The organism is Streptomyces sp. NPDC032198, from assembly GCF_040636975.1.
Classification (GTDB): Bacteria; Actinomycetota; Actinomycetes; order Streptomycetales; family Streptomycetaceae; genus Streptomyces.
The window spans coordinates 482,878-507,272 of the sequence record NZ_JBEZVL010000005.1 but is presented as its reverse complement, the minus strand read 5'-3'; the positions used below and the strand labels follow the sequence as shown (position 1 = coordinate 507,272).

General features: G+C 70.9%; 22 protein-coding genes and 1 riboswitch. Of the genes, 3 read left to right on the top strand and 19 right to left on the bottom strand.

Annotated elements, in window-relative coordinates:
* Nucleotides 1–178: 178 nt before the first annotated feature.
* The 15 genes from AB0E78_RS16290 to AB0E78_RS16220 all read right to left on the bottom strand — a co-directional run bounded on the left by AB0E78_RS16290 (nt 179) and on the right by AB0E78_RS16220 (nt 16,353).
* Entirely contained in the window at nt 179–1,582 is a 1,404-nt protein-coding gene (locus AB0E78_RS16290; protein WP_361832607.1) for an NAD(P)/FAD-dependent oxidoreductase, read from the bottom strand.
* A 398-nt stretch (nt 1,583–1,980) separates the two neighbouring features.
* The gene (locus tag AB0E78_RS16285) at nt 1,981–2,907 is read right to left on the bottom strand and encodes a Ppx/GppA phosphatase family protein (protein WP_361832605.1); all 927 of its coding nucleotides are present in this window, start codon (nt 2,905–2,907) and stop codon (nt 1,981–1,983) included.
* Nucleotides 2,904–3,434 carry a DUF501 domain-containing protein gene (locus AB0E78_RS16280; RefSeq protein ID WP_361832603.1) on the bottom strand — a complete coding sequence of 177 codons (531 nt, stop codon included), beginning with the start codon at nt 3,432–3,434 and terminating at the stop codon, nt 2,904–2,906. Before AB0E78_RS16280 ends, AB0E78_RS16285 begins: the two co-directional genes overlap by 4 nt.
* 64 nt (nt 3,435–3,498) lie before the next feature.
* The gene (locus AB0E78_RS16275) at nt 3,499–3,981 is read right to left on the bottom strand and encodes a septum formation initiator family protein (RefSeq protein WP_361832601.1); all 483 of its coding nucleotides are present in this window, start codon (nt 3,979–3,981) and stop codon (nt 3,499–3,501) included.
* Nucleotides 3,982–4,082: 101 nt separating this feature from the next.
* Nucleotides 4,083–5,363: a phosphopyruvate hydratase gene (gene eno / locus AB0E78_RS16270; RefSeq protein ID WP_361832599.1), complete on the bottom strand. Its 1,281-nt coding sequence runs from the start codon at nt 5,361–5,363 to the stop codon at nt 4,083–4,085.
* Between the two features lie 318 nt (nt 5,364–5,681).
* Nucleotides 5,682–6,392, bottom strand: coding sequence for a transglycosylase family protein (locus AB0E78_RS16265; protein WP_361832597.1), 711 nt, complete (start codon nt 6,390–6,392; stop codon nt 5,682–5,684).
* 3 nt (nt 6,393–6,395) lie between these two features.
* Nucleotides 6,396–6,583: riboswitch (cyclic di-AMP (ydaO/yuaA leader) on the bottom strand.
* Nucleotides 6,584–6,764: 181 nt separating this feature from the next.
* Entirely contained in the window at nt 6,765–7,769 is a 1,005-nt protein-coding gene (locus AB0E78_RS16260) for a transglycosylase family protein (RefSeq protein ID WP_361832595.1), read from the bottom strand.
* A 135-nt stretch (nt 7,770–7,904) separates the two neighbouring features.
* Nucleotides 7,905–9,227, bottom strand: coding sequence for a cytochrome P450 (locus tag AB0E78_RS16255; RefSeq protein ID WP_361832593.1), 1,323 nt, complete (start codon nt 9,225–9,227; stop codon nt 7,905–7,907).
* A 113-nt stretch (nt 9,228–9,340) separates the two neighbouring features.
* Entirely contained in the window at nt 9,341–9,745 is a 405-nt protein-coding gene (locus tag AB0E78_RS16250) for a type II toxin-antitoxin system VapC family toxin (RefSeq protein ID WP_361832591.1), read from the bottom strand.
* Nucleotides 9,742–10,023 (bottom strand): type II toxin-antitoxin system prevent-host-death family antitoxin, encoded by a 282-nt coding sequence (locus AB0E78_RS16245; protein WP_361832589.1) that lies wholly within the window; start codon nt 10,021–10,023, stop codon nt 9,742–9,744. Before AB0E78_RS16245 ends, AB0E78_RS16250 begins: the two co-directional genes overlap by 4 nt.
* A gap of 58 nt (nt 10,024–10,081) precedes the next feature.
* Entirely contained in the window at nt 10,082–11,062 is a 981-nt protein-coding gene (locus AB0E78_RS16240) for a nucleoside triphosphate pyrophosphohydrolase (RefSeq protein WP_361832587.1), read from the bottom strand.
* A 55-nt stretch (nt 11,063–11,117) separates the two neighbouring features.
* Entirely contained in the window at nt 11,118–11,783 is a 666-nt protein-coding gene (locus AB0E78_RS16235) for a SurA N-terminal domain-containing protein (RefSeq protein WP_361832585.1), read from the bottom strand.
* Nucleotides 11,784–11,921: 138 nt separating this feature from the next.
* The gene (locus AB0E78_RS16230) at nt 11,922–13,457 is read right to left on the bottom strand and encodes a serine/threonine-protein kinase (RefSeq protein ID WP_361832824.1); all 1,536 of its coding nucleotides are present in this window, start codon (nt 13,455–13,457) and stop codon (nt 11,922–11,924) included.
* A gap of 38 nt (nt 13,458–13,495) precedes the next feature.
* Complete coding sequence (locus AB0E78_RS16225; protein ID WP_361832583.1) at nt 13,496–14,071, bottom strand: hypothetical protein; 576 nt, start codon at nt 14,069–14,071, stop codon at nt 13,496–13,498.
* 194 nt (nt 14,072–14,265) lie between these two features.
* Nucleotides 14,266–16,353 carry an N-6 DNA methylase gene (locus AB0E78_RS16220; protein WP_361832581.1) on the bottom strand — a complete coding sequence of 696 codons (2,088 nt, stop codon included), beginning with the start codon at nt 16,351–16,353 and terminating at the stop codon, nt 14,266–14,268.
* 197 nt (nt 16,354–16,550) lie between these two features.
* Here AB0E78_RS16220 and AB0E78_RS16215 point away from each other — a divergent pair, with 197 nt between their 5' ends.
* On the top strand, nt 16,551–17,318 hold the full coding sequence (locus AB0E78_RS16215; RefSeq protein ID WP_361832579.1) for a hypothetical protein: 768 nt from the start codon (nt 16,551–16,553) through the stop codon (nt 17,316–17,318).
* Between the two features lie 35 nt (nt 17,319–17,353).
* Here the strand turns inward: AB0E78_RS16215 and AB0E78_RS16210 are convergent, their stop codons facing one another.
* The 3 genes from AB0E78_RS16210 to AB0E78_RS16200 all read right to left on the bottom strand — a co-directional run bounded on the left by AB0E78_RS16210 (nt 17,354) and on the right by AB0E78_RS16200 (nt 19,715).
* Nucleotides 17,354–18,097, bottom strand: a complete 744-nt coding sequence (locus AB0E78_RS16210; RefSeq protein WP_361832577.1) for an N-acetyltransferase — start codon at nt 18,095–18,097, stop codon at nt 17,354–17,356.
* Nucleotides 18,098–18,168: 71 nt separating this feature from the next.
* Nucleotides 18,169–18,894 carry an HNH endonuclease family protein gene (locus AB0E78_RS16205; protein WP_361832575.1) on the bottom strand — a complete coding sequence of 242 codons (726 nt, stop codon included), beginning with the start codon at nt 18,892–18,894 and terminating at the stop codon, nt 18,169–18,171.
* Nucleotides 18,891–19,715, bottom strand: coding sequence for an MOSC N-terminal beta barrel domain-containing protein (locus AB0E78_RS16200; RefSeq protein ID WP_361832822.1), 825 nt, complete (start codon nt 19,713–19,715; stop codon nt 18,891–18,893). Before AB0E78_RS16200 ends, AB0E78_RS16205 begins: the two co-directional genes overlap by 4 nt.
* A gap of 7 nt (nt 19,716–19,722) precedes the next feature.
* Between AB0E78_RS16200 and AB0E78_RS16195 the strand changes: the two genes are divergently transcribed.
* Nucleotides 19,723–20,154 (top strand): nuclear transport factor 2 family protein, encoded by a 432-nt coding sequence (locus AB0E78_RS16195; RefSeq protein ID WP_361832573.1) that lies wholly within the window; start codon nt 19,723–19,725, stop codon nt 20,152–20,154.
* Nucleotides 20,155–20,187: 33 nt separating this feature from the next.
* On the top strand, nt 20,188–20,634 hold the full coding sequence (locus AB0E78_RS16190; RefSeq protein WP_361832571.1) for an SgcJ/EcaC family oxidoreductase: 447 nt from the start codon (nt 20,188–20,190) through the stop codon (nt 20,632–20,634).
* A 78-nt stretch (nt 20,635–20,712) separates the two neighbouring features.
* Here AB0E78_RS16190 and mfd read toward each other — a convergent pair whose 3' ends face one another.
* On the bottom strand, nt 20,713–24,267 hold the full coding sequence (gene mfd / locus AB0E78_RS16185) for a transcription-repair coupling factor (protein ID WP_361832569.1): 3,555 nt from the start codon (nt 24,265–24,267) through the stop codon (nt 20,713–20,715).
* Nucleotides 24,268–24,395 lie beyond the last annotated feature (128 nt).

The window sequence follows — 24,395 nt, the reverse complement described above, 5'->3', positions numbered from 1 at the left end:
ATCCCGGACAGCTCAACACCACGTAAACACCAACCGGCCGCTCCCGCAGTCCCGTTGCCGCGTCACGGATCGGCAAAATAAGTGTACGCACCATGCATACGGCGGAGGAAAAACCCGAGGGGGCCGCCCGCACCACGGATGGCGGGCGGCCCCCTCGGGGCTGTTCAGTGACCGGAGGTCAGGAGGCCTTGGCCTTCTCCTCGGACCCGGCGGCGACCGGCTCGGCCTTGGCCACGGCGGGCTTCGGCGCGGGCTTGGCAGCCTCGTAGAACTCCTCGCGCGGCGTCTCCATGGCGCCCAGCGAGACGACCTCACGCTTGAGGAAGACCGCGAGCGTCCAGTCCGCGAAGACGCGGATCTTGCGGTTGAACGTCGGCATCGCCATGCCGTGGTACGCGCGGTGCATGTACCAGGCGAGACGGCCCTTGAGCTTGATCTTCACCTTGCCCATGACGATCATCGCGACGCCCTTGTGCAGGCCAAGACCGGCGACCGCACCCTTGTTCGCGTGGCTGTACTCCTTCTGCGGGAAGCCCCGCATGCCGGAGATCACGTTGTCGCCGAGGACCTTGGCCTGACGCAGCGCGTGCTGGGCGTTCGGCGGGCACCAGGCGTTCTCGTTGCCGGCCTTGCGGCCGACCATGTCCGGCACCTGGGCGTTGTCGCCCGCGGCCCAGATGTAGTCGGTGCCCTGGACCTGGAGGGTCGTCTGGGTGTCGACGTGGCCACGGGGGCCGAGCGGCAGACCGAAGCGCGCGAGCGCCGGGTTGGGCTTGACGCCCGCGGTCCACACGATGGTGCTGGAGTCGACCTCGAGGCCGTTGTTCAGCACCACGTGGCCGTCCACGCAGGAGTCCATGCCGGTCTTGAGGTAGACCTCGACACCGCGGCCCTCGAGGTGCTCCTTGCCGTACTGGCCGAGCTTCGGGCCGACCTCGGGGAGGATCTTGTCCGCGACGTCGACGAGCACGAAGCGCATGTCCTCGCGCTTCACGTTGTTGTAGTACTTGGCCGCGTCGCGGGCCATGTCCTCGACCTCACCGATGGTCTCCGCACCCGCGAAGCCACCGCCGACGAAGACGAAGGTCAGCGCCTTGCGGCGGACGTCCTCGTCCGTCGTGGAGTCAGCCTTGTCCAGCTGCTCGAGGACGTGGTTGCGCAGGCCGATGGCCTCCTCGATGCCCTTCATGCCGATGCCCTGCTCGGCGAGGCCGGGGATCGGGAAGGTGCGGGAGACCGCGCCCATCGCGATGACCAGGTAGTCGAAAGGCAGCTCGTACGCCTCGCCCACGAGGGGGGCGATCGTCGCGACCTTGCGGTCCTGATCGATGGTGGTGACCCGGCCGGTCAGAACTTCCGCCTTGGGCAGCACGCGTCGCAGCGGGACGACGACGTGCCGAGGCGAAATGCTGCCGGCGGCGGCTTCGGGGAGGAAGGGCTGGTAGGTCATGTACGACCGGGGGTCGACGACCGTGACGGTCGCCTCTCCGTAGCGCATCTTCTTGAGGATGCGCCGAGCTGCGTACAGGCCTACGTACCCACCGCCTACTACGAGGATCCTGGGACGCTCCGTGGTGCTCATGCCATCGAGTATCCACCTGCCCGGCAGGGGTCGCTCGTGCGCCCCTTCACAAGCATGGGTACACCCTCTGCTACACTTCGCCGCCCACGTGACGCAGGTCATGACGCCCCAGGGGAACCACGCCACAGCCCAAGTCGTTGTGCACCCCTTGTGAGCTGCCGCTCTGACCCTTCCGCCGCACTGGACCACTCGGCCGGTTCACCCTCCGGACACACTCGCGAACCTTCACTGTCGTGGGTCGCGGGGGCCTCTGGGGGCACTTTTAGGGGTCCAGAACCCCTGAACATCGTCCAACCGAGCCGATTTCCTTGTGAAGAACTTCACGAAGTTTCCCGACGGCGTGTCGCCGCCGGGTCCTTCGAGCCCCTCAACAGCCGCTCAGACGCTACATGACGTGCTCAGGCGATCGACCAGCCGATGCCATCGAGGATGTCGTGCTCACTGACGACGACCTCCCGGGCACCGGTCCTGTCCATGATCGACAGGAGGACGAGCGCGCCGGACACGATGACGTCCACGCGGCCCGGATGCATCACCGGGATGGCGGCCCGCTCGTCGTGCGTGGCCCGTGCCAGGCGGGCGGCGATCTCGCTCACCTGCTCGTAGGAGACACGGGAGTGATGGATCGCCGCGGAGTCGTACGCGTCCAGGCCGAGCGCGATGGCGGCCACCGTCGTCACCGATCCCGCGAGGCCGACCAGGGTGCGGGCCGCACCGATCGGCACCGTCTGCTCGGCCAGGTCCAGCGCGGCCGTGATGTCGGCGCGGACGGCGTCCAGTTCGGCGGGCGCGGGCGGGTCGGTGCGGATGTGCCGCTCCGTGAGGCGTACGCAGCCGACGTCGACGGAGCGGGCGGCGCTGACCTCGTCGTCGCCGACGACGAACTCCGTGGAGCCGCCGCCGATGTCGACGACGAGGTAGGGCTTGGCCAGGTGGTCGCTGCCCGCCAGCTCCTTCGTCGCCCCGGTGAAGGAGAACTCGGCCTCCTGGTCACCGCTGATGACCTCCGGCTCGACGCCGAGGATGTCCAGGACACCGCGGACGAAGTCGTCGCGGTTCTCGGCGTCGCGGGACGCGGAGGTCGCCACGAAGCGGAGGCGCTCGGCGCCGTGCTCCTTGATGACCTCGGCGTACTCGCGGCAGGCGGCGAAGGTGCGTTCCAGCGCCTCCGGGGCCAGGCGGCCCGTCTTGTCGACCCCTTGGCCCAGGCGGACGATCGTCATCCTGCGGTCCAGGTCGACCAGTTCGCCGGTCCGCGGGTCCGCGTCCGCCACCAGGAGGCGGATGGAGTTCGTGCCGCAGTCGATGGCTGCCACCCGGGTCATGCGCGCTCTTCCTCGCTCGTCGAGACGCACGCGCCCTTGCGCCACCACTCCGGCAGCATCGCGATGGCCTCGTCGCCCAGCGGGTTCACGCCGGGTCCCGCGGCCAGCGAGTGGCCGACCAGGACGTGCAGACACTTCACGCGGTCCGGCATGCCGCCCGCGCTCGGGAAGCCCTCCAGGACCTCGATGGCGTCACGGCGCGCGATGTAGTCCTCGTGCGCCGCCCGGTAGGCGGCGGCCAGCTCGGGGTCCTTCGTCAGCCGCTCCGACATCTCCTTCATGACGCCGTTGGCCTCAAGGGTGCCGATCGCGGAGGCGGCCCGCGGACACGTCAGGTAGTACGTCGTCGGGAACGGCGTCCCGTCCGGAAGGCGCGGCGCCGTCTCGACGACGTCCGGCTGCCCGCACGGGCAGCGGTGGGCGATGGCCCGCAGGCCGCGCGGCGGGCGGCCGAGCTGCTGCTTGAAGGCCTCGACGTCGGCGTCGGTGGGCTCGGTGCGCGGGGTGGTCGGCGGGGGCGTTTCCATGCCTGTCTTTCGATCGGTTCCGTAGAGGTTCTGTCGAGCCCGGACGGCGCGAGTGCGGTCGGGCTCAGTCGTCGTCGGCCGGACGGTCCGCCTTGTCGACGCCGTCCCAGACGTTCGAGTACCAGGGCCTGGCGGCCGCCCCCTGGTCGGAGCGCTGGTTCTTCGCCGCCTCGGGGTCGACCACCGTGAAGCCGGTCTCGCCCGGCATCACATAGTGCAGCCGGTCCCGGACGCGCTGCTCCGCGTACGCGTCGTCCCGCCAGCGGGCCTTCTCGTCCTTCAGCCTCTCGACGTTCTCGCGGCGCTCGGCCTGCTCCTTGCGCTGGTCGGCGATCTCCGCGCGCTGGGAGACGTACTGCCTTATCGGGTAGGCGAGGGCGACAACCAGCGAGCAGAGCACGAGCGCGAGGAGCGCGGCGCGTCCCGTCAGCCGGGAGCGGCGTGCCTGGCGCTTGGTCTGGGAGCGGTAGACACGCTCCGCGGTCTGCTCGCCGAGCAGCCGCAGCCTGGTCGCGGTGGAGAACCGGTCGCGGTCCTTCACGGCCATGTGTGCCGCCTCCCCGATACGTACGTACGTCCCCGCACACGGTACGGGACCGAGTACGGGGACGTAGGTAACTACTCAGCGGAGCCGAGGACCGGAGGTCTTCAGCCCTTGAAGCGGGGGAACGCGCTGCGGCCCGCGTAGACGGCCGCGTCGTCGAGGATCTCCTCGATGCGGAGCAGCTGGTTGTACTTGGCGACGCGCTCGGAGCGGGCCGGGGCGCCGGTCTTGATCTGGCCGCAGTTGGTGGCGACGGCGAGGTCGGCGATGGTGACGTCCTCGGTCTCACCGGAGCGGTGCGACATCATGCACTTGAAGCCGCTGCGCTGGGCCATCTCGACGGCGTCCAGGGTCTCGGTCAGCGAGCCGATCTGGTTGACCTTCACCAGGAGGGCGTTCGCGGACTTCTCCTCGATGCCACGGGCCAGGCGCTCGGGGTTGGTGACGAACAGGTCGTCGCCCACGAGCTGGACCTTGTCGCCGAGCTTCTCGGTGATGACGTTCCAGCCGGCCCAGTCGTCCTCGAACAGCGGGTCCTCGATGGAGACGAGCGGGTACGAGGAGACGAGCTCCTCGTAGTACTCGGTCATCTCGGCGGCCGAGCGGGACTTGCCCTCGAACTCGTACTTGCCGTCCTTGTAGAACTCGGACGCGGCGACGTCGAGCGCGAGGCCGATCTGCTCGCCGGGGACGTAACCGGCCTGCTTGATGGCCTCGAGGATGAGGTCGAGCGCGGCGCGGTTGGAGTCCAGGTTCGGGGCGAAGCCGCCCTCGTCGCCCAGGCCGGTGGAGAGGCCCTTGTCCTTCAGGACCTTCTTCAGCGTGTGGTAGACCTCGGTGCCCCAGCGCAGGGCCTCCGAGAACGACTCGGCGCCGATCGGCGCGATCATGAACTCCTGGATGTCGACGTTCGAGTCGGCGTGCGACCCGCCGTTCAGGATGTTCATCATCGGAACGGGCAGCAGGTGCGCGTTCGGGCCGCCGAGGTAGCGGAAGAGCGGGAGGTCGGAGGCCTCCGACGCGGCGTGCGCGACGGCCAGCGAGACGCCGAGGATGGCGTTGGCGCCGAGCGAGCCCTTGTTGTCGGTGGCGTCGAGGTCGAACATCGCCTGGTCGATCAGGCGCTGCTCGGTCGCGTCGTACCCGACGAGCTCCGGGCCGATCTGCTCGATGACGGCGAGGACGGCCTTCTCCACGCCCTTGCCCATGTAACGGTTGGGGTCACCGTCACGGAGTTCGATGGCCTCGAAAGCACCGGTGGACGCACCGGACGGAACGGCGGCACGACCCGTGCTGCCGTCGTCGAGGCCGACCTCGACCTCGACCGTGGGGTTGCCTCGGGAGTCCAGGATTTCCCGGGCTACGACGACGTCGATGGACGGCACGAGCATCTCCTTCTGGGATGTGACGCGGGTACGCGGGGCGTTGGCCTCGCGGACACGAGCCTAACCGGCTCCCGGACAAGAGCCAGCCGGGCGACCGCCCTGTGGACAAACCGAGAGCAAAATGTTTCCGAACGGAACAAAGCGTGGAGGGCAAAAGAACCCCGCCCCGGTGCGTACGGGGGATACGCGCACCGGGACGGGGTGGACCCGTGGGGACGGGGGTGGACCGGCAGTACGTGCGGGCGTCACCAGCTCCGTCGGTCGCGCCTCCGCCGGGGGGCGCGACCGCCAGGTGCCGCCTGCCTGCCTCCTCAGCTCTTAGCTGAGGTGCAGCTGCTGGCCCGGGTAGATCATGTCGGCGTTGTCGATGATGTCGCCGTTGAGCTTGTACACCTTGTGCCAGCCGCCCTTGACGTCCTTGGCCTCGGCGATCTTGGAGAGGGTGTCACCCTTCTTGACCTTGTACTCGCCGTCGCCCTTCTTGACCGTCTTGCCGGTCGGGGTCTCGACGGTCTTCTTGGACTCGGCCTTCGGAGCGGCCTCGGCCTTCTTGGGGGCCTGCTGCTGCGGCTGCTCGGTCTGCGCGCTGGGCTGGCTCTTCGGCTGCTCCTGGGTCTGCTGCGGGGCGCTCTCCTGCGCACCGCCACCCTCGTTGGACGCGCCCGAGAGGCCGACGCCGCAGGACGGCCAGGCACCCTTGCCCTGCCCCGCGAGGACCTTCTCGCCGATCTCGATCTGCTGGGCCTTGGAGGCCTGGTCGGCGCTGGGCGCGTACTTCGTGCCGCCGTACGCGGCCCAGGTGGACGACGAGAACTGCAGGCCGCCCGTGTAGCCGTTGCCGGTGTTGATCGACCAGTTGCCGCCGGACTCGCACTGGGCGACGGCGTCCCACTCCTGGTTCGTCGCGGCGGAGGCCTGGCCTGCGGCCATCAGCGGGGCCGCGACCGCGACACCGGTGACGCCGGCGAGCGTGGCGACACGGGTGGCCTTGGACGGGCGGCGGTGCTTGCCCTTGCTGGAAAACAGCATGAGTGATCCCCTCACCGACGCCTGCGAGGTGAGCTGTCGGGTTCGGGCCGATGAAGTTGCCCGGCCGCGCTTCCTGAGCGCGACTTAACCCCTAGCCGTTCCCGTCCGTCTGCCTCGCTCTCGCGATGCTCAACGGCCGGGCCCGGCGGAAACCTTGGTTCCCCCGCTCCTGCCTACGGCGCTTACGCGACGACTGTTCCCGAACGGCCGTTGGCAGGACTCGGCGTACCGACCGGCGGGGCCCGCTGTGGCGAGCGGTCACGACCGTAGACATGCGATCGGCCGAATTTCAAAGACGATCAGGGCTTCTGAGACCCATCTCTCACTTGCGCCAATTGGGACATCAAGCGCAAAGCGACTCACCAACTACCCCTACTTTTCGCCCAAATCGAGGCTCTGACCGGGAAGGATGAGATCGGGGTCGGAGCCGACCGACTTCTCGTTCTCGGCATACAGCTCGGTCCACCCGCCCTTCACGTCGAGGTCGTCGGCGATGACCGAGAGGTTGTCGCCGGAGCGGACCGTGTACGTCCCGTCGGAGCCGTCCTGCTGACGCTCTTCGCCGCGGGAGGCGTGCCGGCCCGAACCCTCACGGGAGGCGTCACCGGACGGCTCGCCGTCCGCGCTGCCGCCGCGGTGGCGGCCTTCGCCCTCACCGGCGGAAGAGTCGGAGCCGGGCGAAGTGGCATCATCCCGCCCGGACTTGTCCGGGTCGCCGGACTTGGCCGAGTCATCCGACTTGCCGGACTCGTCGTGATTCTTGTCTCGCGACGTGCCGTCGGAGTCACCGGCATCGGCATCGGGGCCGTCGGCGGTGTCGGGCTTCTCGGAAGACTTCTCCGAGCCCGAGGGCTTCTTCGAGGCCCCGGCGTCGTCCGAGGGGTCGGCGGACTCGCTCGGCTCGTCCGACTCCGCCGCATCGCCGGAGCCGGTCGACTCCGACGGCTCGTCAGAAGGAATCGTCGTGATCGGGGCGCCCGGGTCGACGTCGGCCGCGGCACCGTCCTGGGTGAGACCGGCGATCGGCGCGCAGCTCGGCCAGGCCTTGGTCCCCTGGTCGTCGAGGACCTTCTCGGCGACGGAGATCTGCTGCGAGCGGCTGGCCTGGTCGGCGCTCGGCGCGAAGTCGAGGCCGCCGTACTCCTCCCAGAGCTCCTGCGAGAACTGGAGCCCGCCGTAGTAACCGTTGCCCTCGTCCGCGCTCCAGGATCCGCCGCTCTCGCACTGCGCGAGCTTGTCCCACGTGACGGTGTCCGCCGCGCTCGCACTGGTGGCGCCGAGCAGCGGGATGGCGATGGCCGATCCTGCGACTCCTGCCGCGACGATCAGGGCCGGGGCCTGGCGGGGGCGTCGGTGACGACCATTGCCGGAGAGCATGCGGGTGCCTTTCGCGTGACTGGAGCGACGACTGCGGCACGGGAGGCCGAGTCGTCGTGAACGTAGCGGCAGTCGAACGCTTGTCACAAGTCGATGCAGCGGAGATCACGTGAAAGTCACAGTCTTGACGGCCTGTCAGTTAAACGTCGTTTCAGGTGCCGAATATTTGCTCTGCTGTGCGGGTGTGAACTCTACGGGTAGCGTTCGGAGTCCGCGCATGATGAGTCCGCCGCGCCATCTCAAATCCCTAGGTTCCACCGCGAGTCGCAGGTCAGGGAGGCGCCGCAGGAGGGTCGCGAGGGCGGCCTGGCCTTCGAGCCGGGCGAGGGGCGCGCCGAGACAGTAATGAATGCCATGGCCGTAGCCGAGGTGTTGGTTGTCGCGGCGGGAGAGGTCGAGCGTGTCCGGATGATCGAATCGTCCGGGGTCACGATCGGCGGCGGCGAGGACGACGAGGACGGGGTCGCCTGCGGCGATGTCCTCCCCTGCGAACGTCAGCGGCTCGGTGGCGAACCGCCAGGTGGCGAGTTCGACGGGGCCGTCGAAGCGGAGGAGTTCCTCAAGGCCGGTCTCCAAGAGCCCGGTGTCGCCCTCCTTGAGCGATTCCTGGAGCCGCTCACGCTGCTCGGGGTGGGTGAGGAGGGCGTAGGTACCGTTCCCGATGAGATTGACGGTGGTCTCGAAACCGGCGAAGAGAAGGATGAACGCCATCGCGGCCGCCTCGTTCTCGGTGAGGTGCTCGCCGTGGTCGGAGGCGCGGATCAGTCCGGAGATGAGGTCGTCGCCGGGTTCGAGGCGCTTGCGATGGATCAGCTCGGCGAGATAGCCGCGCATCTTCTTCACGGACCGGGCGACGCCGCCCCTGGGCCCTCCGCCGTGGCGGATCATCATCCCCGCCCAGTCGCGGAAGTCGTCCTGGTCCTCGCGGGGCACGCCGAGCAGGTCGCAGATCGCGTAGATGGGGAGCGGGAAGGCGAAGTCGTGGATGAGGTCGGCTTCCCCCTTCTCCACGAACTGGTCGATGAGCCGGTCGGTCAGCTCCTGCACGCGGGGCGCGAACTCGGCGACGCGGCGGGGCGTGAAGGCCTTGGAGACGAGTCGGCGCAGGCGGGTGTGGTCCGGCGGGTCGATGTTGAGCAGATGCGTCATGAGGTTGGCGCTGCGCTCGCCCGGGATGCCGGTCTTGCTCTTCGCGTGCGCGGGCTCGCCGTGATGGGCCGGGTTCTTGCTGAGCCGCGGGTCGGCGAGCGCCTGCTTGGCGTCGGCGTACCGGGTGACCAGCCAGGCCTCCACGCCGCTGGGCAGCCGGGTCTTGCGCACGGGGGCGTGCTCGCGGAGCCAGGCGTAGGCGGGGTAGGGGTCGGTGGCGAACTCCCAGGTGAAGAGCTCTGGCCCCTGGGCCTCTGACACGTGGGCCCCTGCGGGGCAGGCTGCGGGGGCGGGCGGCTGGTCTTGCATGGGGTCGACGTTATCCCGGCGCCCGGGGGCCGGTTCTGGCCCCGGGGCCCTGGTCGCCGTCATCACCGGCTCCGCCGAGTTCGTCCTCGAACGCCGGACGGGCTGGGATTCCCTTATGCCGGGGCACTCATCGGAAACCCGAGCTCCTCAGCCGCGCGGCCCAGCTCCTGGTCGTAGGTGACGAACTCCGTGATGTCCTGCCGAAAGGGGTCGGCGCTCGCGAGATGGATCGCGTCGAGCGTCCCGAGCCGCTGGGTGCGGTAGGCGGCGGCCCGCGCCATGACCGTGGTGGTGACGTCGGCCAGATAGACGCCGCGTACGGCCTGCGCCACAAAGAAGGGGACACGCTGATGGTCGACGCCTGCCCGGTACAGGGTCCGCGTGATCTCAAGGCGGGCCAGCTCGCTGCCGATGAGTTCCGTCCCGTCCGGCAACCCGGCCCGCCAGGCGCGCAGCGCCTCGGTCTCCTTCTCCGGCTTGATGAACTTCAGCAGCGCACAGCTGTCCAGGTAGATCACCGCCGCCGCTCCCTGTCGCGCTCTTCGAGCAGCACATCGGAGAGGCTGTCGAGTTCGGGCGCCAGGTCGGTGAAGACCTCGGGCATGCCTTGCTCTGCGGGCGCGGCGACGTCGCCCGATGCGAGCAGGCGCTGCAAGGTGCCGGGGGCTTCGGACTCCGGGACCATGCGCAGGACCGGCTTGCCCCGGTCGGTGACGAGTATCGAGGCACCGGCCCGAACCCGGGCCACCGCCTTGGAGGGGTTCTGGTTCAGCTCGCGCAGGCCGATGGTTTCCATGCAGCCAATGTACCTACATCAGGTAGGTACAGCAAGCGATGATCAGGCCGCGAGGCCCCTACGCCCCCGCCCCCTCCGCCGTCAGCACCGCATCCCGGTAAGCCCGTGCCGCGACCCGCAGTGCTGCCTCCGGGTCGACTCCCTCCGACTCCGCGCGCAGTGCCAGTGCGAGGAGTTCATAGCCGATGCCCTCGCCCGTCGGGACCGGGACCTCCAGACCCGCCGTCCGTGCCCGGGAAGCCAGCTTCGTCGCCAGGGCCAGGCCCGGCTGGCCCAGGGGGATTCCCTCCGTGACCGACGAGCGCTGTTTCTCCTCCGCCTTCGTGCGGAGCCAGTGCGCCTTCACGTCCTCGGGGGTGTCCGCCGAGTCGTCGCCGAAGACGTGCGGGTGACGATGGATCAGCTTCTCGACGATCGTGCCCGCCACGTCGTCCACGGAGAAGGGGGACTCCTCGTCCTCCTCGGCGATGCGGGCGTGGAAGACCACCTGGAGCAGGACGTCGCCCAGCTCCTCGCGCAGTTCCTCGCGGTCGCCCTCCTCGATCGCCTCGACCAGCTCGTACGCCTCCTCGATCGCGTACTTCGCCAGGCCCTTGTGCGTCTGCTGGGACGACCAGGGGCACTCGTCGCGGATCTGGTCCATGACCTGGACGAGGTCCAGGAGCCGCGCGCCCGGCAGGTCGTACGACGCGGGGAGCAGTTCCAGGTCGGGCATCGACACGCGGCCCGAACCCGCGAGCCTCGCCAGGCCGTCCGTCAGGGCCTGGTCGCCCTCGGCCGTGGCGACGACCAGGACCGTGCGGCCCCCGGCGCAGGCGTCCACGAGGTCCTGGGCCGTGGGCGACGTCTCGTCCACGCGCACGCCCGCCTCGCGCAGATAGGGGAGCTGGGGGTGCGAGGCGTCGGCGCACAGGACCTCGTCGGCCGCGTGCAGGGCCTGCCACGCGGGCCAGGAGAGGAGGCCCGGGGCCACCCGGTGGCTGGTGGTGAGGAGGATGACGCGGCCGGGAGCGTCGGCCGGGGGCGTGGTTTCGTTCACCCGTCGAACGTAACCCACCCCGCTGAGACCCCTCGCCCTGCCTGCCTACGCCTGCCTACGCCTGCCTGGGCCCCGCGGCGGCGTCCGAGGACACGTCGCGCACCCACGGCGTCTTCGCGTCGGCCCGCTTGCTCTTCTCCACGTCCCACGTGCCGTACCGCGGGTTCAGGTCCACGTCCAGCTTCTTGGAGGCCTTGGCGAGCGCCTTCCAGAAGAGCGCCTGGCCCTCCGGCGCGTTCATGTCCGCGCCGAGGACCTTCGCCAGCTTCTGGGCCTCGATCTCCGTACGGAGGCTCTCCTGGAGGCGGGACGGGGCGACGCTGTACTGCTGGAGCCAGCCCTGTTCGAGCGCCTTCCGGCCGCCCGCCTGCTGTTCGAGGCCCGCCCGCATCCTCTGGATGTCGCGGCGTGACACGTCCACCCCGGCGTCCGCCGCCGCCCGGTGCAGCACCTTGTCCAGGACCATCGTGTGCAGCGTGCTGCGGGTGAGGCCGCCGGACTTGGAGATGGCCTGCTCGTACTGCTGCGCGTCCGGGATCGCGGCGCGCTGCGCGGCGCGCACCTCGTTCACCCGGCCCTCCAGCTGCGAGACCGTGATCCGGTCGTTGCCCACCACGGCCGCGGCGCCCGGATGCGCCTCGCTGCCGCAGGCCGTGAGGAGAGGGGCCGCGGCGACGGCTGCGGCGGAGAGAACGAGCGCGGTGCGACGGCGGCGGTGCAAGTGAGCCTCCCGGTGGAGAGATTGTGCGGCGGTGCACAAAGTCTTGCGGTGATCGATGTTAGGCAGTGGCCGGTCCCTCGGCCACCTATTCGACCAACGATTCTCGAAGAGTTGGGGCACCCTCGCGCCGATCCGTCACTACCCGCGCATCTGACCGAGCCATTGCAACGTGCGCCGGATCTCCGCCGGGAACGGATGGCCGATGCCGTGCATCCGCTCGGCGTCCATGAGCAGCCGCGCCAGCGTGTCGTGGGCCGCCGCGCGGTCGCCGAGGGCGAGGAGCAGGTGGCCGATGCGGCGGCGGATCTCCAGGGGGCGTTCGCGGTCGTCGGAGGCGTAGCGGTTCTCGTAGTAAGGGAGGAGTGACCTGTACTCCGCCAGTGCCGCAGCCGGTTCGCCCAGTTGCTCCAGGCACTGCGCCGCCTCGTAGCGGAACTGGAGGGAGTGCGGGTCGGCCTGGCCGGACTCGGCGGCGCGCTCGTCGGCGAGGCGGCGCAGCTCGGGCAGGGCGCGGCGGTACTGGCCGTCGTCCATGAGCGTCGCCGCGTACTGCTTGCGCAGGGAGCGGACCACCGGGGAGTGCTCGCCGTGCTTGGCGGCGGCCGCGGGCAGGATCGAGCCGAGGATGTCCACGGCCTGGGTGATGCGGCCCTCGCCGAGGAGCCGCTTGACCTCGTCGACCGCGCGGACGACGTCGGTCTGGCTGCCGGGGCCGCCCGGGACCTGGCGCTGGTCGGGCCGGTCCGGCTGGATGGCGGGGGTGGGCGCCGGGGTCGCCGCGCGGTCGGGCCACGGGGCGTGCGGGCGCAGGAAGGGGCGGGTGGGGTCGAGCGGGCCGCCGGTGGGTATGCCGCGCGCGGGGAGCAGCGGGGCCAGTTCCTCGTAGACCTCCTGGGCGCTGCCGTGCCGGTGCTGGGGGTCCTTGGCGAGCAGGCGCAGGACCAGGGCTTCGAGGGCTTCGGGGACCTCGGCGCGCAGGCGGCGGACCGGGAGCGGCGGTTCGTAGAGGTGGCGGTGCAGGACGCCGAGCGCGGTGGATCCGCTGAACGGCACGTCACCGCTGAGGAGTTCGTGCAGCAGGACGCCCAGGGCGTACAGATCGGTGTACGGGCCGACCGCGCCGCCCATGGCCTGCTCGGGGGCCATGTACGCGGGGCTGCCGATGGGTGAGCCGGTGTGTGTGAGGCGGGTGGTGTCGGTGTCCATGACCGAGGCGATGCCCAGGTCGAGGATGGAGACCGTGCCGTCCTGCTTGACCATCACGTTCCGCGGCTTGAGGTCGCGGTGCACGATCGGCACGGCGTGCACCGCGGAGAGCACCGCGCACAGCTGGGCGGCGATCGCGACGGCCCACTGCCACGGGTAGGGGTCGTGTTCGGCGAGGTGGTCGCCGAGGTCCGCCCCGTCGACGTACTGCATGACGAGGTAGAGGTCCTCGCCCTCCGTGCCCGCGTCGTGGACGGTGACCAGACCGGGGTGGTCGACCTGTGCGGTGACGCGGCACTCGCGCACGAAGCGGCGGCGCAGCTCCTCGGCCTCGGCGCCCGCGACCCGGTCGGGGCGCAGGAGTTTGACCGCGACCCGGCGGTCGAGGCGCTGGTCGTACGCCGTCCAGACCTGGCCCATGCCGCCCTGGCCGATGAGCGTGGAGAGTTCGTAGCGCCCGGCGACCACGCGGCCGCCCGTCCCCAGTGGCGTCCCCGGTGACACGGTCAGTTGCCGCCTTCCTGCTTGCGCAGGTAGTCACTGAGCTCGTCGAGCTCGGCCTGTACTTGGTGGATGCGGGCCGGTGCGGGGCGCGTGGGCGGGGGCGGCGTCTGCTGGACCGGCGGCTGGTGCGGCTGCGTGGGCTGCTGGTGGACGGGGGCGGGGCCGGGCTGCTGCGGATAGCCGTACGCGGGCTGCGGTCCCGCGTAGCCGCCGTACTGCTGTGTGCGGTAGCGGCTGAAGTGCCGGATGTCCGCGTACAGGTAGTAGGCGACGGCGGCGACGAGCGTGCTCAGGAGGACCACCATGCCCGCGCTGCCGGGCCCCTGGAACTCCTCCTCGCCCGGGTCGACGCCGACGAGCACGAGAGCCGTCACGTCGAGCGCGGTCACGAGCCCGAAGAGCCCCCAGTCGTGCGGCTTGCGCGTCACGATCGCGAGCCGCAGCATCGGCGCCCAGGCGAACAGGCCGCACGTCATGAAGGCCAGGACCACGAACACCACGCGCAGCGTCACATGAGTGCCGCCGGAGACCGGCGGCGGTTGCTGCGGCTGCTGCGGCGCATAGCCGTGGCCGTGCATGGCTGCTCCTGGTGCCTGATGCGGCCGTGCGTTCCCCCGGGAGAACGCACGGCCGAAAGTCGAAATACGAACTGATGCAGATTCGAGCGTATAGGCCGACAAGGAGAACCGGTCCCGGGTTGTACCGAACCGTTGTCGTACTGGTCACGTCCTGATCGCGGCCCGGTCCCGCGCCCGGCCGGAACCCTGTCTTCTCATTCCGGCGGAAGCGTGCCGTCCGTCAGTCCGTCGTGCAGTCCCCGCACCAACTGCTCGCCCAGTCGCCCCGCGAGGCGCAGCGCGTCCTCGAAGGCGGCGAGCGCGCGGAACCGCTCTCCGTAGCCCCGCTGCCCGTCGAGCGGCAGGCGCGGAAGCCGCAGCCGCCGGACGTCGAGCCGGGCGGCGGTGGACGCGTAGCTGCTGGCCTGGCGGTGGTTGGCGGTGCCGCGCAGGAAACCGGCGAGGAACCACGGGTCGAGGGCGGCCGGGTCGGGGCGCAGGAGGGTGAGCCCCCGGCCGAGCGCGGCGCCCGCCGTGGCCTCGTCGATGACGCGGGCGGCGGTGCCGCCGCCGGTCAGCGGGATGACGACGTCGCCGGGTTCGGTCAGCACGGGCTCGGCGGAGCCGTCGGCGGCCGACGCCTCCAGCGGGTCGGCGGAACCCGATGGCGCGGCTCCGGACAGGAGGTCGTGTTCGGTGAGCACCGGCGTGCCGGGGGCTCCGATGCCCGTGCCCGTACGCAGCGACAGGGCGCCCGCGCGGGCGAGTTCACCGACCGTGGTGGCCGGCCGGCGGGCGGCTTCGACGGCTCCGACGGCTTCCGCGGGCGCCGGCATGAGGTCGGCCGTCCGCCGTACGGCCTCCCCGAGCCGCTCGCGGATGTCCGTCAGCTCTCGCACTCCGCCGCCGGCGGCCGGTGGCGGCAGACGGCGCGCCGGTGCCAGGTCGACCTCGTCGTCGAGGAGTTCGAGCACCGGCACACAGCGGGCGAGCCCCGGCTGCTCGGCGGCCGTGCCGTGCCGGTCGAAGGTCCGCCAGACGTCGACCACGGCGTCCTGCACCGGCCGCCAGGCGTGCCGGTCCCTGCCGTCGGCCGCGGAGAGTCCCGCCGTCTCGACGAGGAGCAGCTCGGGCGGTGGCTGCGCGCCGGGCGCGGGCTTCTTCAGGACCCAGACGTGCAGGGGGATGTTGTACGGGGGCGCGGCGCCCGCGGGCAGCGCGATGACGGCACGCAGGGCGCCGCGGCGAAGCAGATCGGCGCGGACGCGGCGGCCGGAGCGGCGGGACGCGGCGGCGGGCGGCATCAGCAGGACGGCGGTGCCGCCGTCCCGCAGCCGGGCCAACGCGTGCTGGACCCAGGCGAGTTCGGACTCCGTACGGGCCGGGAAGCCGTACTCCCAGCGGGGGTCGTAGGCGAGTTCGTCGTGCCCCCAGTTGCGTTCGTTGAACGGCGGGTGGCAGAGCACGGCGTCGGCCCGCACCTCACCGAAGGCGTCGGCGCGCAGAGTGTCGGCGGCGGCGGCGCGCACGGTGGCATCGGAGTGCAGGGCGAGGCGCAGCGCCGTGAGCGCGGCGAGTTCGGGCGCGCTGTCCTGCCCGTAGAGGTGCTGGTCGGGGCGCGGGGCGACGGCCCGCAGCAGGGCGCCGGTGCCGCAGGCGGGGTCGAGGACGGTCGGCGCGGGCCCGGCGAGCGAGGCCATCAGGTCGGCGGGCCCGGCCGGAGTGAGCGTGTACTGCCGGGGGTTGGCTTCGATGTGCCGCCCGATCAGGAACTCGTACGTCTGCCGGGCCCCCAGCTCGGAGGCGAGCTCGGCCACGCCGCGCAGCAGCGGGACGGAGGGCAGCAGCCGGTCGGCGTCCGGGATGCGCACGGCTGCCTGCCGCGGGCCGGCCCCAACTGCCGCGGGAGGGCCGAACCGTGGGGTGACGACCTGTGCGAGGGCGCCCGGGAGCAGCTTCGCCATCCGCTCGTCCGACACCGCGCTCGCCTTGAGCCAGTCCGGATGCCGGTCGCGCACGAGGAGCAGGGCGCACCCGGCGTGGAGGAGGGCGGTGACGGGGCCCGCGGGGTGGCCCGCGAGGTGCTGCCAGACGCGTTCCTTGAGCGGCACCTCGCCCAGCTTGCCCTGGGTGCGCAGCCACTCCTCGACCTGCGTGAGCGCGAAGGAGGGGCTGGTCTCGGTGCCTCCGACGGGCTTGGGGAAGTCGGGGTGGCGGCGGCGCCAGTTGCTGACGGCCGCCCGGCCGACGCCGGCGAGCCGGGCGATCCCGGCGGCGGTCACCTCTGTCGCGTTCTCCCGCACCGACTGGCTCCCCTCGGTCCCGCTGCCCCGCCGCGAGCGTGCCGACCGCGGCGCTGTGAGCGCCGATCCTACCCACCCATGTGGAACGGCCCGCTTCACGGGTGTTAACAGACCACCCATCTCTGCTCGTGTTGACTCGGTTCACAGGCTCTGCTGAGATGGTGACAGCACTTCCGAGTTCCCGTGGGGGGATCTTCATGCGACGTACCACTCTTGCCGCTGTCTGCCTGGCCGCCGCGGCGGCCGTCGGCCTGACGGCGTGCGGCACCGAGACCGGCGGCTCCAAGAAGGCCGAGGGGAAGGTGACCGAGAAGAAGGAGGCGGGACCCTTCCCGGGCATGTCCGGGCCCGACATCGTCGACAAGGCCGTGAAGGCGACGACCGGCGCCACGTCCCTCAGAGTCAAGGGCAGCGTCCCGGACGAGAGCGGCACCGTCGAGCTGGACATGGCCTTCGACACCAAGGGGCAGTGCGCGGGCACGATGGGGATGGGCGGGGAAGGATCGCTCGACCTGATCACCACCGCGCGCACGGTCTACATGAAGTACGACGAGAAGTTCCTGCGCGCCCAGGGCAAGGGAGAGCCCGCGGCCGACACCCAGGCCGCCGTGGACATGCTCGCGGACCGGTGGGTGAAGACCTCGGCGACCGGCGACGACGCGAAGGACCTCGCCTCGTTCTGCGACCTGGACGTCCTGCTCGCCGACTTCAAGGACGTCAACTCCGCCGCCCGCAGGGGAAAGACGGCCACCGTCGACGGCACGCCCGCCCTCACGCTCACCGAGAACGACGGCACCGACCGGTACACCCTCTATGTCGCCGCGGAGGGCAAGCCGTACCTCCTGAAGGTCGTGAACGAGACCGCCAAGACGCCGGAGACCCTGACGTTCGGCGACTACGACAAGCCCGTCGACGTGACGCGGCCCACCGGCGACATCATGGACATCGACAAGCTCGCGGGCTGACCCCCGGAGTCAACCGCGTTGTGTGCGACGCGCGTTCACAGCACGTGCCGCACCCACACGTTCGGCTCCACGTACACCGCGTACCCGCGCTCCGGCTCGCAGAGCACCGGCACCAGCGCGCCCGGCACCTCGACGGGACCGGCGGTGTCGAACGGCAGCCCGGTCCACGCCCGCCACTGCGCGGTCGAACCGGACACCGTCATCGACGCGTGCGCCACCTTCGCGATGGTGCCGCCCGCCCTTACGTGCACCCGCAGCCACGGGTCGGCGGGCAGGCCGTCGTCCCGTGTGCGCCGTGCGTACGCGTCGATCAGCGTGGCCGGTTCGAGGTGCTTGGCGTTCGGGCGGACCGGGGCGACGACCTCCGCGAAGCCACGCGCGCGTGCGTTCTCGCGCATCGCGGCGAGCATCCGCCCGGAGACACCGTGCCCGAGGAACTCCCTGGCCACGGTGATCTCGATCGCGCTCACCGTGTCGGGCTTCCTGCCGTGCCGCAGGTCGGAGAACGCCCACAACATGACCTGGTCCCAGCCGCCGTCCGGCAGTTCCCCGCGCCCCTCGGCGTCCAGCGCGAACGGCACACTGAACCCCTTGGCCGCGACCGTGCCCCGCTCGTCCGTGGCGACCAGGACGTACTCGGGGAACTCCTTGACGATCCGCCCGATCATCGACCAGGCGATGGGGTCGTTCCCGATGAACTCCGGCCAGGTGTCGGCCATCTCCCACAGCGGCCCGGCGAGTCCGGGCCGCTCGGCCAGCGTCGTGATCTTCAGGTCCATGCCCCGGACGCTAGCGGGCACGGCCCCGGCTGTTAAGCCATTTTTTCGTACGCACCGGCCGGTGCACCGCCTCAGCGGGCGTGGAACCGTCCGGGCGCCGCCGTCGAACCGCCCCCGCTCGGCAGCTTCTCCTCCGGGCAGCCCGACAGGACCCGCTTCATCGCGTCCCGTTCGGCGCCGGTCACCCACACCTCGTACTTCTTCTTCACCGCCACCTGCCGCGCCACGTAGGCGCACCGGTAGCCCTTGTCCGGCGGCAGCCACGTGGCCGTGTCGCCGTCGCCCTTGCCGCGGTTGGGGCCCGCGTCGACCGCGAGGAGGTTGAGCGGGTCGTTGGCGAAGGCGATGCGCTTGCTCGGCTCCCACTTGCCCGCGCCCTTCTGCCAGGCGTCCGAGAGGGCGACGAGATGGTCTATGTCGACCTGGCTGCGCCCCCGAGTGAACGTGACGTCCTTGCCGGTGTACGGGTCGGGCGCGAGCCGGCCGGAGGCCACTTCACAGTCCCCGTCGCGGTACTTCACGTCGTCCAGGTCGCGCTTGAGTATGTCGTCGCGGGTGCCGCAGCCGTTGGAGTCCGTGTCGGCCCAGGGGCTGCCGAAGCGGGCGCGGTCGTAACCGGTCTTGGGTGCGCGGCCCTTGACGGTGAGCGTGTCGACCGCGGCGAGCGCGGGGCCCGCCTTGGCGTCGGGCCCCGAGGAGCCGTCCGCCGCGTCCTTCGGCGAGCAGCCCGTGACGGACGCCGTGACGACGAGCGCGAGCAGCAGCGCGGACTGAACTCCCTTGCGGTGACGGCTCATCGGACGGTCACCTCGGCCCCGAGTGCGAGCGTGCCGGGCGTCACGACGTCGGCGTACACCCCGATGCACATGCCGCGCGTGGCGGTGAGCGTCTTGAGGATGCGGTGGTCGGCCGGCAGGTCGCGCTGGGCCTGGGTGGTCATGACGCAGCGTTCGACGCGCCGGACGACGCGCAGGCACAGGCCGCCGTCGAAGGTGATCTCCCGCCCGACCCAGTCCTCCTCGATCCACGGCTCGCCGGTCCCGACCACGATGTTCTTGCGCAGCCTGCGCACGTCCACGGGGTCGGCGTCGCCGAGCAGCTCGCCGAGCGCGCGCAGCGACGCGGTGCCGACGAGGGAGACGGCACCCGCGTCCTGATGGCTCATTTCGCCCTCGCGCACCAGCTCCATGCCCGCGCCGAAGAGTTCGGCGATCCGGAGGTCGCCCGGCCGCAGCCGCTCGCCGTCCGGGGTGGTGACGACGGGGCCGTCACCCTCGTACACGGCGTCGTACTCCATCATTCCCGGCGTCCGCCGGAACCGGCGGGTGTTCTTCCCGCTCCCGAGTTTCCCGTCCTCGTGCCGCAGGGCCCACAGCCGGTCACCGGCCACGCCCCGCTCATCGACGACGAGCCGCTCGCGCTCCTCCCCCAGCATCGACTTCACCGGAAAACAGCCGAGCCCCACAACGGCCCCTATCCCCACGGCACTTCCCCTCCACTGGCCCACATGCCCGGCCACCACCGTAGCGAGTGACCGGTTTAGACCATATCGCCCCCACCCGGCCGGCTGCTCCTTACCTCCGGCGTAATCGACGCTCCCCGCCGCCCGCGGCAGCATCGTGGACATGACCTCAACGAACCCCGCCACCACGACCGCCGACGCCACCCGCGCCACCGTCCAGGACTTCCTCTCCGCCCGCCTGGCGGGTGACACCGAGCGCCTCACCGCTCTCTTCGCCGACAAGGTGGACTGGCTGCTCGCCGAGAACCCGGGCGTGCCCTGGATCCGCCCCCGCTCCACCGCCGCCGAATGTGCCGCCCAGGCGGGCGAGCTGGCCGAGCACACCGTCCCCGAGGACGCCCGCGCCACCCTCGACGCCTTCCTCGTGGACGGCCACGACGCCGTGCTCACCGGGCACCTCGCCGGGACCGTCCGCGCCACCGGCAAGTCCTTCGAGGGGCCCTTCGCGCTGCGGCTGACCGTCGAGGACGGCCGCATCACCCGCCACCACCTCTACGAGAACAGCCTGTCGATCGCCGAGGCCTGCAAGCCTTGACCTCAAGTTGACTTGAGGTACCACAGTGGCCGCATGGACACCGAGAACGCAGTCATCGCAGGCACCTCAGCCCCATCAGGCACCTCAGGCACCTCAGGCACCGAAGACATCAAGGCCGTCGAGCAGGTCGTCGCCACCGTTGAGCGCACCCAGCGCGCCAAGGACGCGGAGGGCTTCCTCGCGCTGTTCCACCCCGACGCGCTGTGGACGACCGCCCACGGCAAGGTCCTCATCGGCTTCGACGCGATCGCCGAGTTCACCCGCGCCGTGCTGCCCGCCTCCAACTGGGACGGCGACGTCACCTACGAGGTAGCGCACACGCAGTACCTGCGGCCCGACGTGATGGCCGTCAAGGTGCGCCAGGTCTACCACTCGGCCGAAGGGGACACCGAGGGCGCTCCGCTCTACGTCATGACCCGGCAGGACGACGGGAGATGGCTGCTGCACGTGGGCCAGAACACCGAGGTGCACGTGGGGTAGGGGCACAGGGGCACAGAGGTACGGACATGCCGGTCAGCGACGGGGGTGCTGACCGGCATGAATCCCCGGAAGAACCGGCTACGACCCCAGGATCGTCGTCAGGAACTCCCCGACCCAGCCCAGCAGTTCACGCCCGATGAGCGGCTTGCCGCCGACCTTGGCGGTCTTGGGGCGCGGGACGAGCAGCTGGTGGGCGTTCTCCTTGATGACCGTGCCGGGGTAGAGCCGCTTCAGGCGCAACTCCTGCGACTCCCGCAGCTCCACCGGGGCGAACCGGATGTTGTTGCCCTGCAGCACGATCTCGCCGACCGAGCACGCGCGGGCCAGCATGCGCAGGCCCGCCACCAGGAGGAGGTTCTCCACCGGCTCCGGCAGCTTGCCGTAGCGGTCGGTGAGTTCCTCCCGTACCGCCTTGACGTCCTCTTCGCTGCTCGCGGAGGCGATCGAGCGGTAGGCGGCGAGGCGCAGCCGCTCGCCGGGGGCGTAGTCGTGCGGGACGTGCGCGTCGACCGGCAGCTCGACCTTGACCTCCAGCGGCGGCTCCTCCTCCACGCCGCCCTCCAGGGACGCGCGGTAGTCGGCCACCGCCTCGCCCACCATGCGGACGTAGAGGTCGAAGCCGACGCCCGCGATGTGGCCGGACTGTTCGCCGCCCAGGAGGTTTCCCGCGCCGCGGATCTCCAGGTCCTTCATGGCCACGTACATGCCCGCGCCCATCTCGGTGTGCTGGGCGATCGTGGCGAGGCGCTCATGGGCGGTCTCGGTCAGCGGCTTCTCCGGCGGGTACAGGAAGTACGCGTAACCGCGGTCGCGCCCACGCCCGACACGGCCGCGCAGCTGGTGGAGCTGGGAGAGGCCGAAGTTGTCGCCGCGCTCGACGATCAGCGTGTTGGCGTTCGAGATGTCGATGCCCGATTCGACGATCGTCGTCGAGACGAGGACGTCGAACTTCTTCTCCCAGAAGTCCACCACCACTTGTTCCAGGGCCTGTTCGGACATCTGGCCGTGGGCGGTGGCGATGCGCGCCTCGGGGACGATGTCCCGGAGCCTGGCCGCCGCACGGTCGATGGACTCGACGCGGTTGTGGATGTAGAAGACCTGGCCCTCACGGAGCAGTTCGCGGCGGATGGCCGCGCCGATCTGCTTCTCCTCATAGGGCCCGACGAAGGTCAGGACCGGGTGGCGCTCCTCGGGCGGCGTGGTGATGGTCGACATCTCGCGGATGCCGGTCACGGCCATTTCGAGCGTACGGGGAATGGGGGTCGCCGACATGGTCAGCACGTCCACGTTCGCGCGGAGCTTCTTGAGCTGCTCCTTGTGCTCGACGCCGAAGCGCTGCTCCTCGTCGACGATGACCAGGCCCAGGTCCTTGAACTTGGTCTCGGAGGAGAAGAGGCGGTGCGTGCCGATGACGATGTCGACCGAGCCGTCGCGCAGGCCCTCCAGGGTCGCCTTGGACTCGGTCTCCGTCTGGAAGCGCGACAACGCCCGTACCTTCACCGGGAATTGGGAGTAGCGCTCACTGAACGTGCCGAAGTGCTGCTGCACGAGCAGCGTCGTCGGGACGAGGACCGCGACCTGCTTGCCGTCCTGCACCGCCTTGAAGGCGGCGCGGACCGCGATCTCCGTCTTGCCGTAGCCGACGTCGCCACAGATCAGGCGGTCCATCGGGACCGTCTTCTCCATGTCGTCCTTGACCTCGGCGATGGTGGTGAGCTGGTCGGGCGTCTCCACGTACGGGAAGGCGTCCTCCAGCTCGCGCTGCCAGGGGGTGTCGGGGGCGAAGGCGTGGCCGGGCGCCGCCATGCGCGCCGAGTACAGCTTGATGAGGTCGGCGGCGATCTCCTTGACCGCCTTCTTGGCGCGCGCCTTCGTCTTCGTCCAGTCGGCGCCGCCCAGGCGGTGCAGCGTGGGGGCCTCGCCACCGACGTACTTGGTGATCTGCTCCAGCTGGTCGGTGGGGATGTAGAGCCGGTCGCCGGGCTGGCCGCGCTTGGCCGGTGCGTACTCCACGACCAGGTACTCGCGGGTGGCGCCCTGGACGGTGCGCTGCACCATCTCGATGTAGCGGCCGACGCCGTGCTGCTCGTGGACGATGTAGTCGCCGGCCTCCAGGGTCAGCGGGTCGATCGTCTTACGGCGGCGCGCGGGCATCCGCTGGCCGTCCTTGCCGGCCGCCTTCTGGCCGGAGAGGTCGGTCTCGGTGAGCACCGCGAGCTTGAGCGCCGGGTCGATGAACCCGAAGTCGATCGAGCCGCAGGAGACGTGCACGAGGGACGGCGTGAGGTCGGAGAGCTCGGCGTCCAGACGGGCGGCGATGCCCTCGCCGCCGAGGACCTCGACAGTGCGGGCGGCGGGGCCGTGGCCCTCGGTCACATAGACGGTGCGCCAGCCGTCGGCGAGCCAGCCCTTGGTGTCGGCGAGCGCCTTCGCGGTGTCGCCGCGGTAGGTCTCGGTGGCGTGCATGCCGAGCTTGAGGGTGTCATCGTCGCCCGGTGCGTCAGCGCCATATGTCAGCGTCTCGTCGGCGGCGAACGGCGAGACGGACCACCACATCATGCCGAGGTCGCTCGCGTGGTCGCGGACGTCGGCGATGCCCCGCAGGGAGGCGGCGCCCACGTCGATGGGGGCCTCTCCGCCACCGGCGGTGGCCGCCCAGCTGGCCTGGAGGAACTCCTGCGAGGTCGCCACCAGGTCGGCGGCGCGGGTCCGTACCCGCTCGGGGTCGCAGACCACGGCCATGGAGTCCTGCGGCAGCACGTCGAGCAGCAGCTCCATGTCGTCGACCAGGACCGGCGCGAGGGACTCCATGCCCTCGACGGCGATGCCCTCGGCGATCTTGCCGAGGAGTTCGCCCAGCTCGGGGTGGGCCTCGGCGAGCGCGGCCGCCCTTTCCCGCACGTCGTCCGTGAGGAGCAGCTCGCGGCAGGGCGGCGCCCACAGGCCGTGGTCGGCGACCTCCAGGGAGCGCTGGTCGGCGACCTTGAAGTAACGGATCTCCTCGACGTCGTCGCCCCAGAACTCGACGCGGAGGGGGTGTTCCTCGGTCGGCGGGAAGACGTCCAGGATGCCGCCGCGCACGGCGAACTCGCCGCGCTTCTCGACCAGCTCCACGCGGGAGTACGCGGCTGCCGCCAGGGCCTCGACCGTCTCGTTCAGGTCGGTGGTCCCGCCGGTGCGCAGGGCCACGGGCTCCAGGTCGCCCAGGCCCTTGACCTGCGGCTGGAGCACGGAGCGCACGGGGGCGACGATGACGGAGACGGGGCCCGTCTCGGGGTCGTCGGGGCGGGGGTGCGCGAGGCGGCGCAGGACGGCGAGGCGGCGGCCGACGGTGTCGGAGCGGGGCGAGAGGCGCTCGTGCGGGAGCGTCTCCCAGGAGGGGTACTCGACGACTCCGTCCGGCGGGATGATCGTGCGCAGGGCGGCGGCCAGGTCCTCGGCCTCGCGGCCGGTCGCCGTCACGGCGAGGACGGTGCGCCCGGTCTCGCGGGCGAGGGCGGCGATGGCGAAGGGGCGGGCGGCGGGCGGGCCGACCAGGTCCACGTGGGTGCGGTTGCCGTCGGTGGCGGCCTTGACCGCCTCGGCGAGTGCGGAGTCCTTGACGACAGCGTCGAGCAGACCGTGCAGGCTCATGTTGGGCTTTCGCTTTCCGTCCAGGTTCGGGGGCGCGCGGTGGGCAACGCGAACCGCCCGGCAACGTCATACGGGCCGGGGGTCTCCAGCGTACGACTCCGGAGTGACAGCCGCTGGCCGTCGAGGCC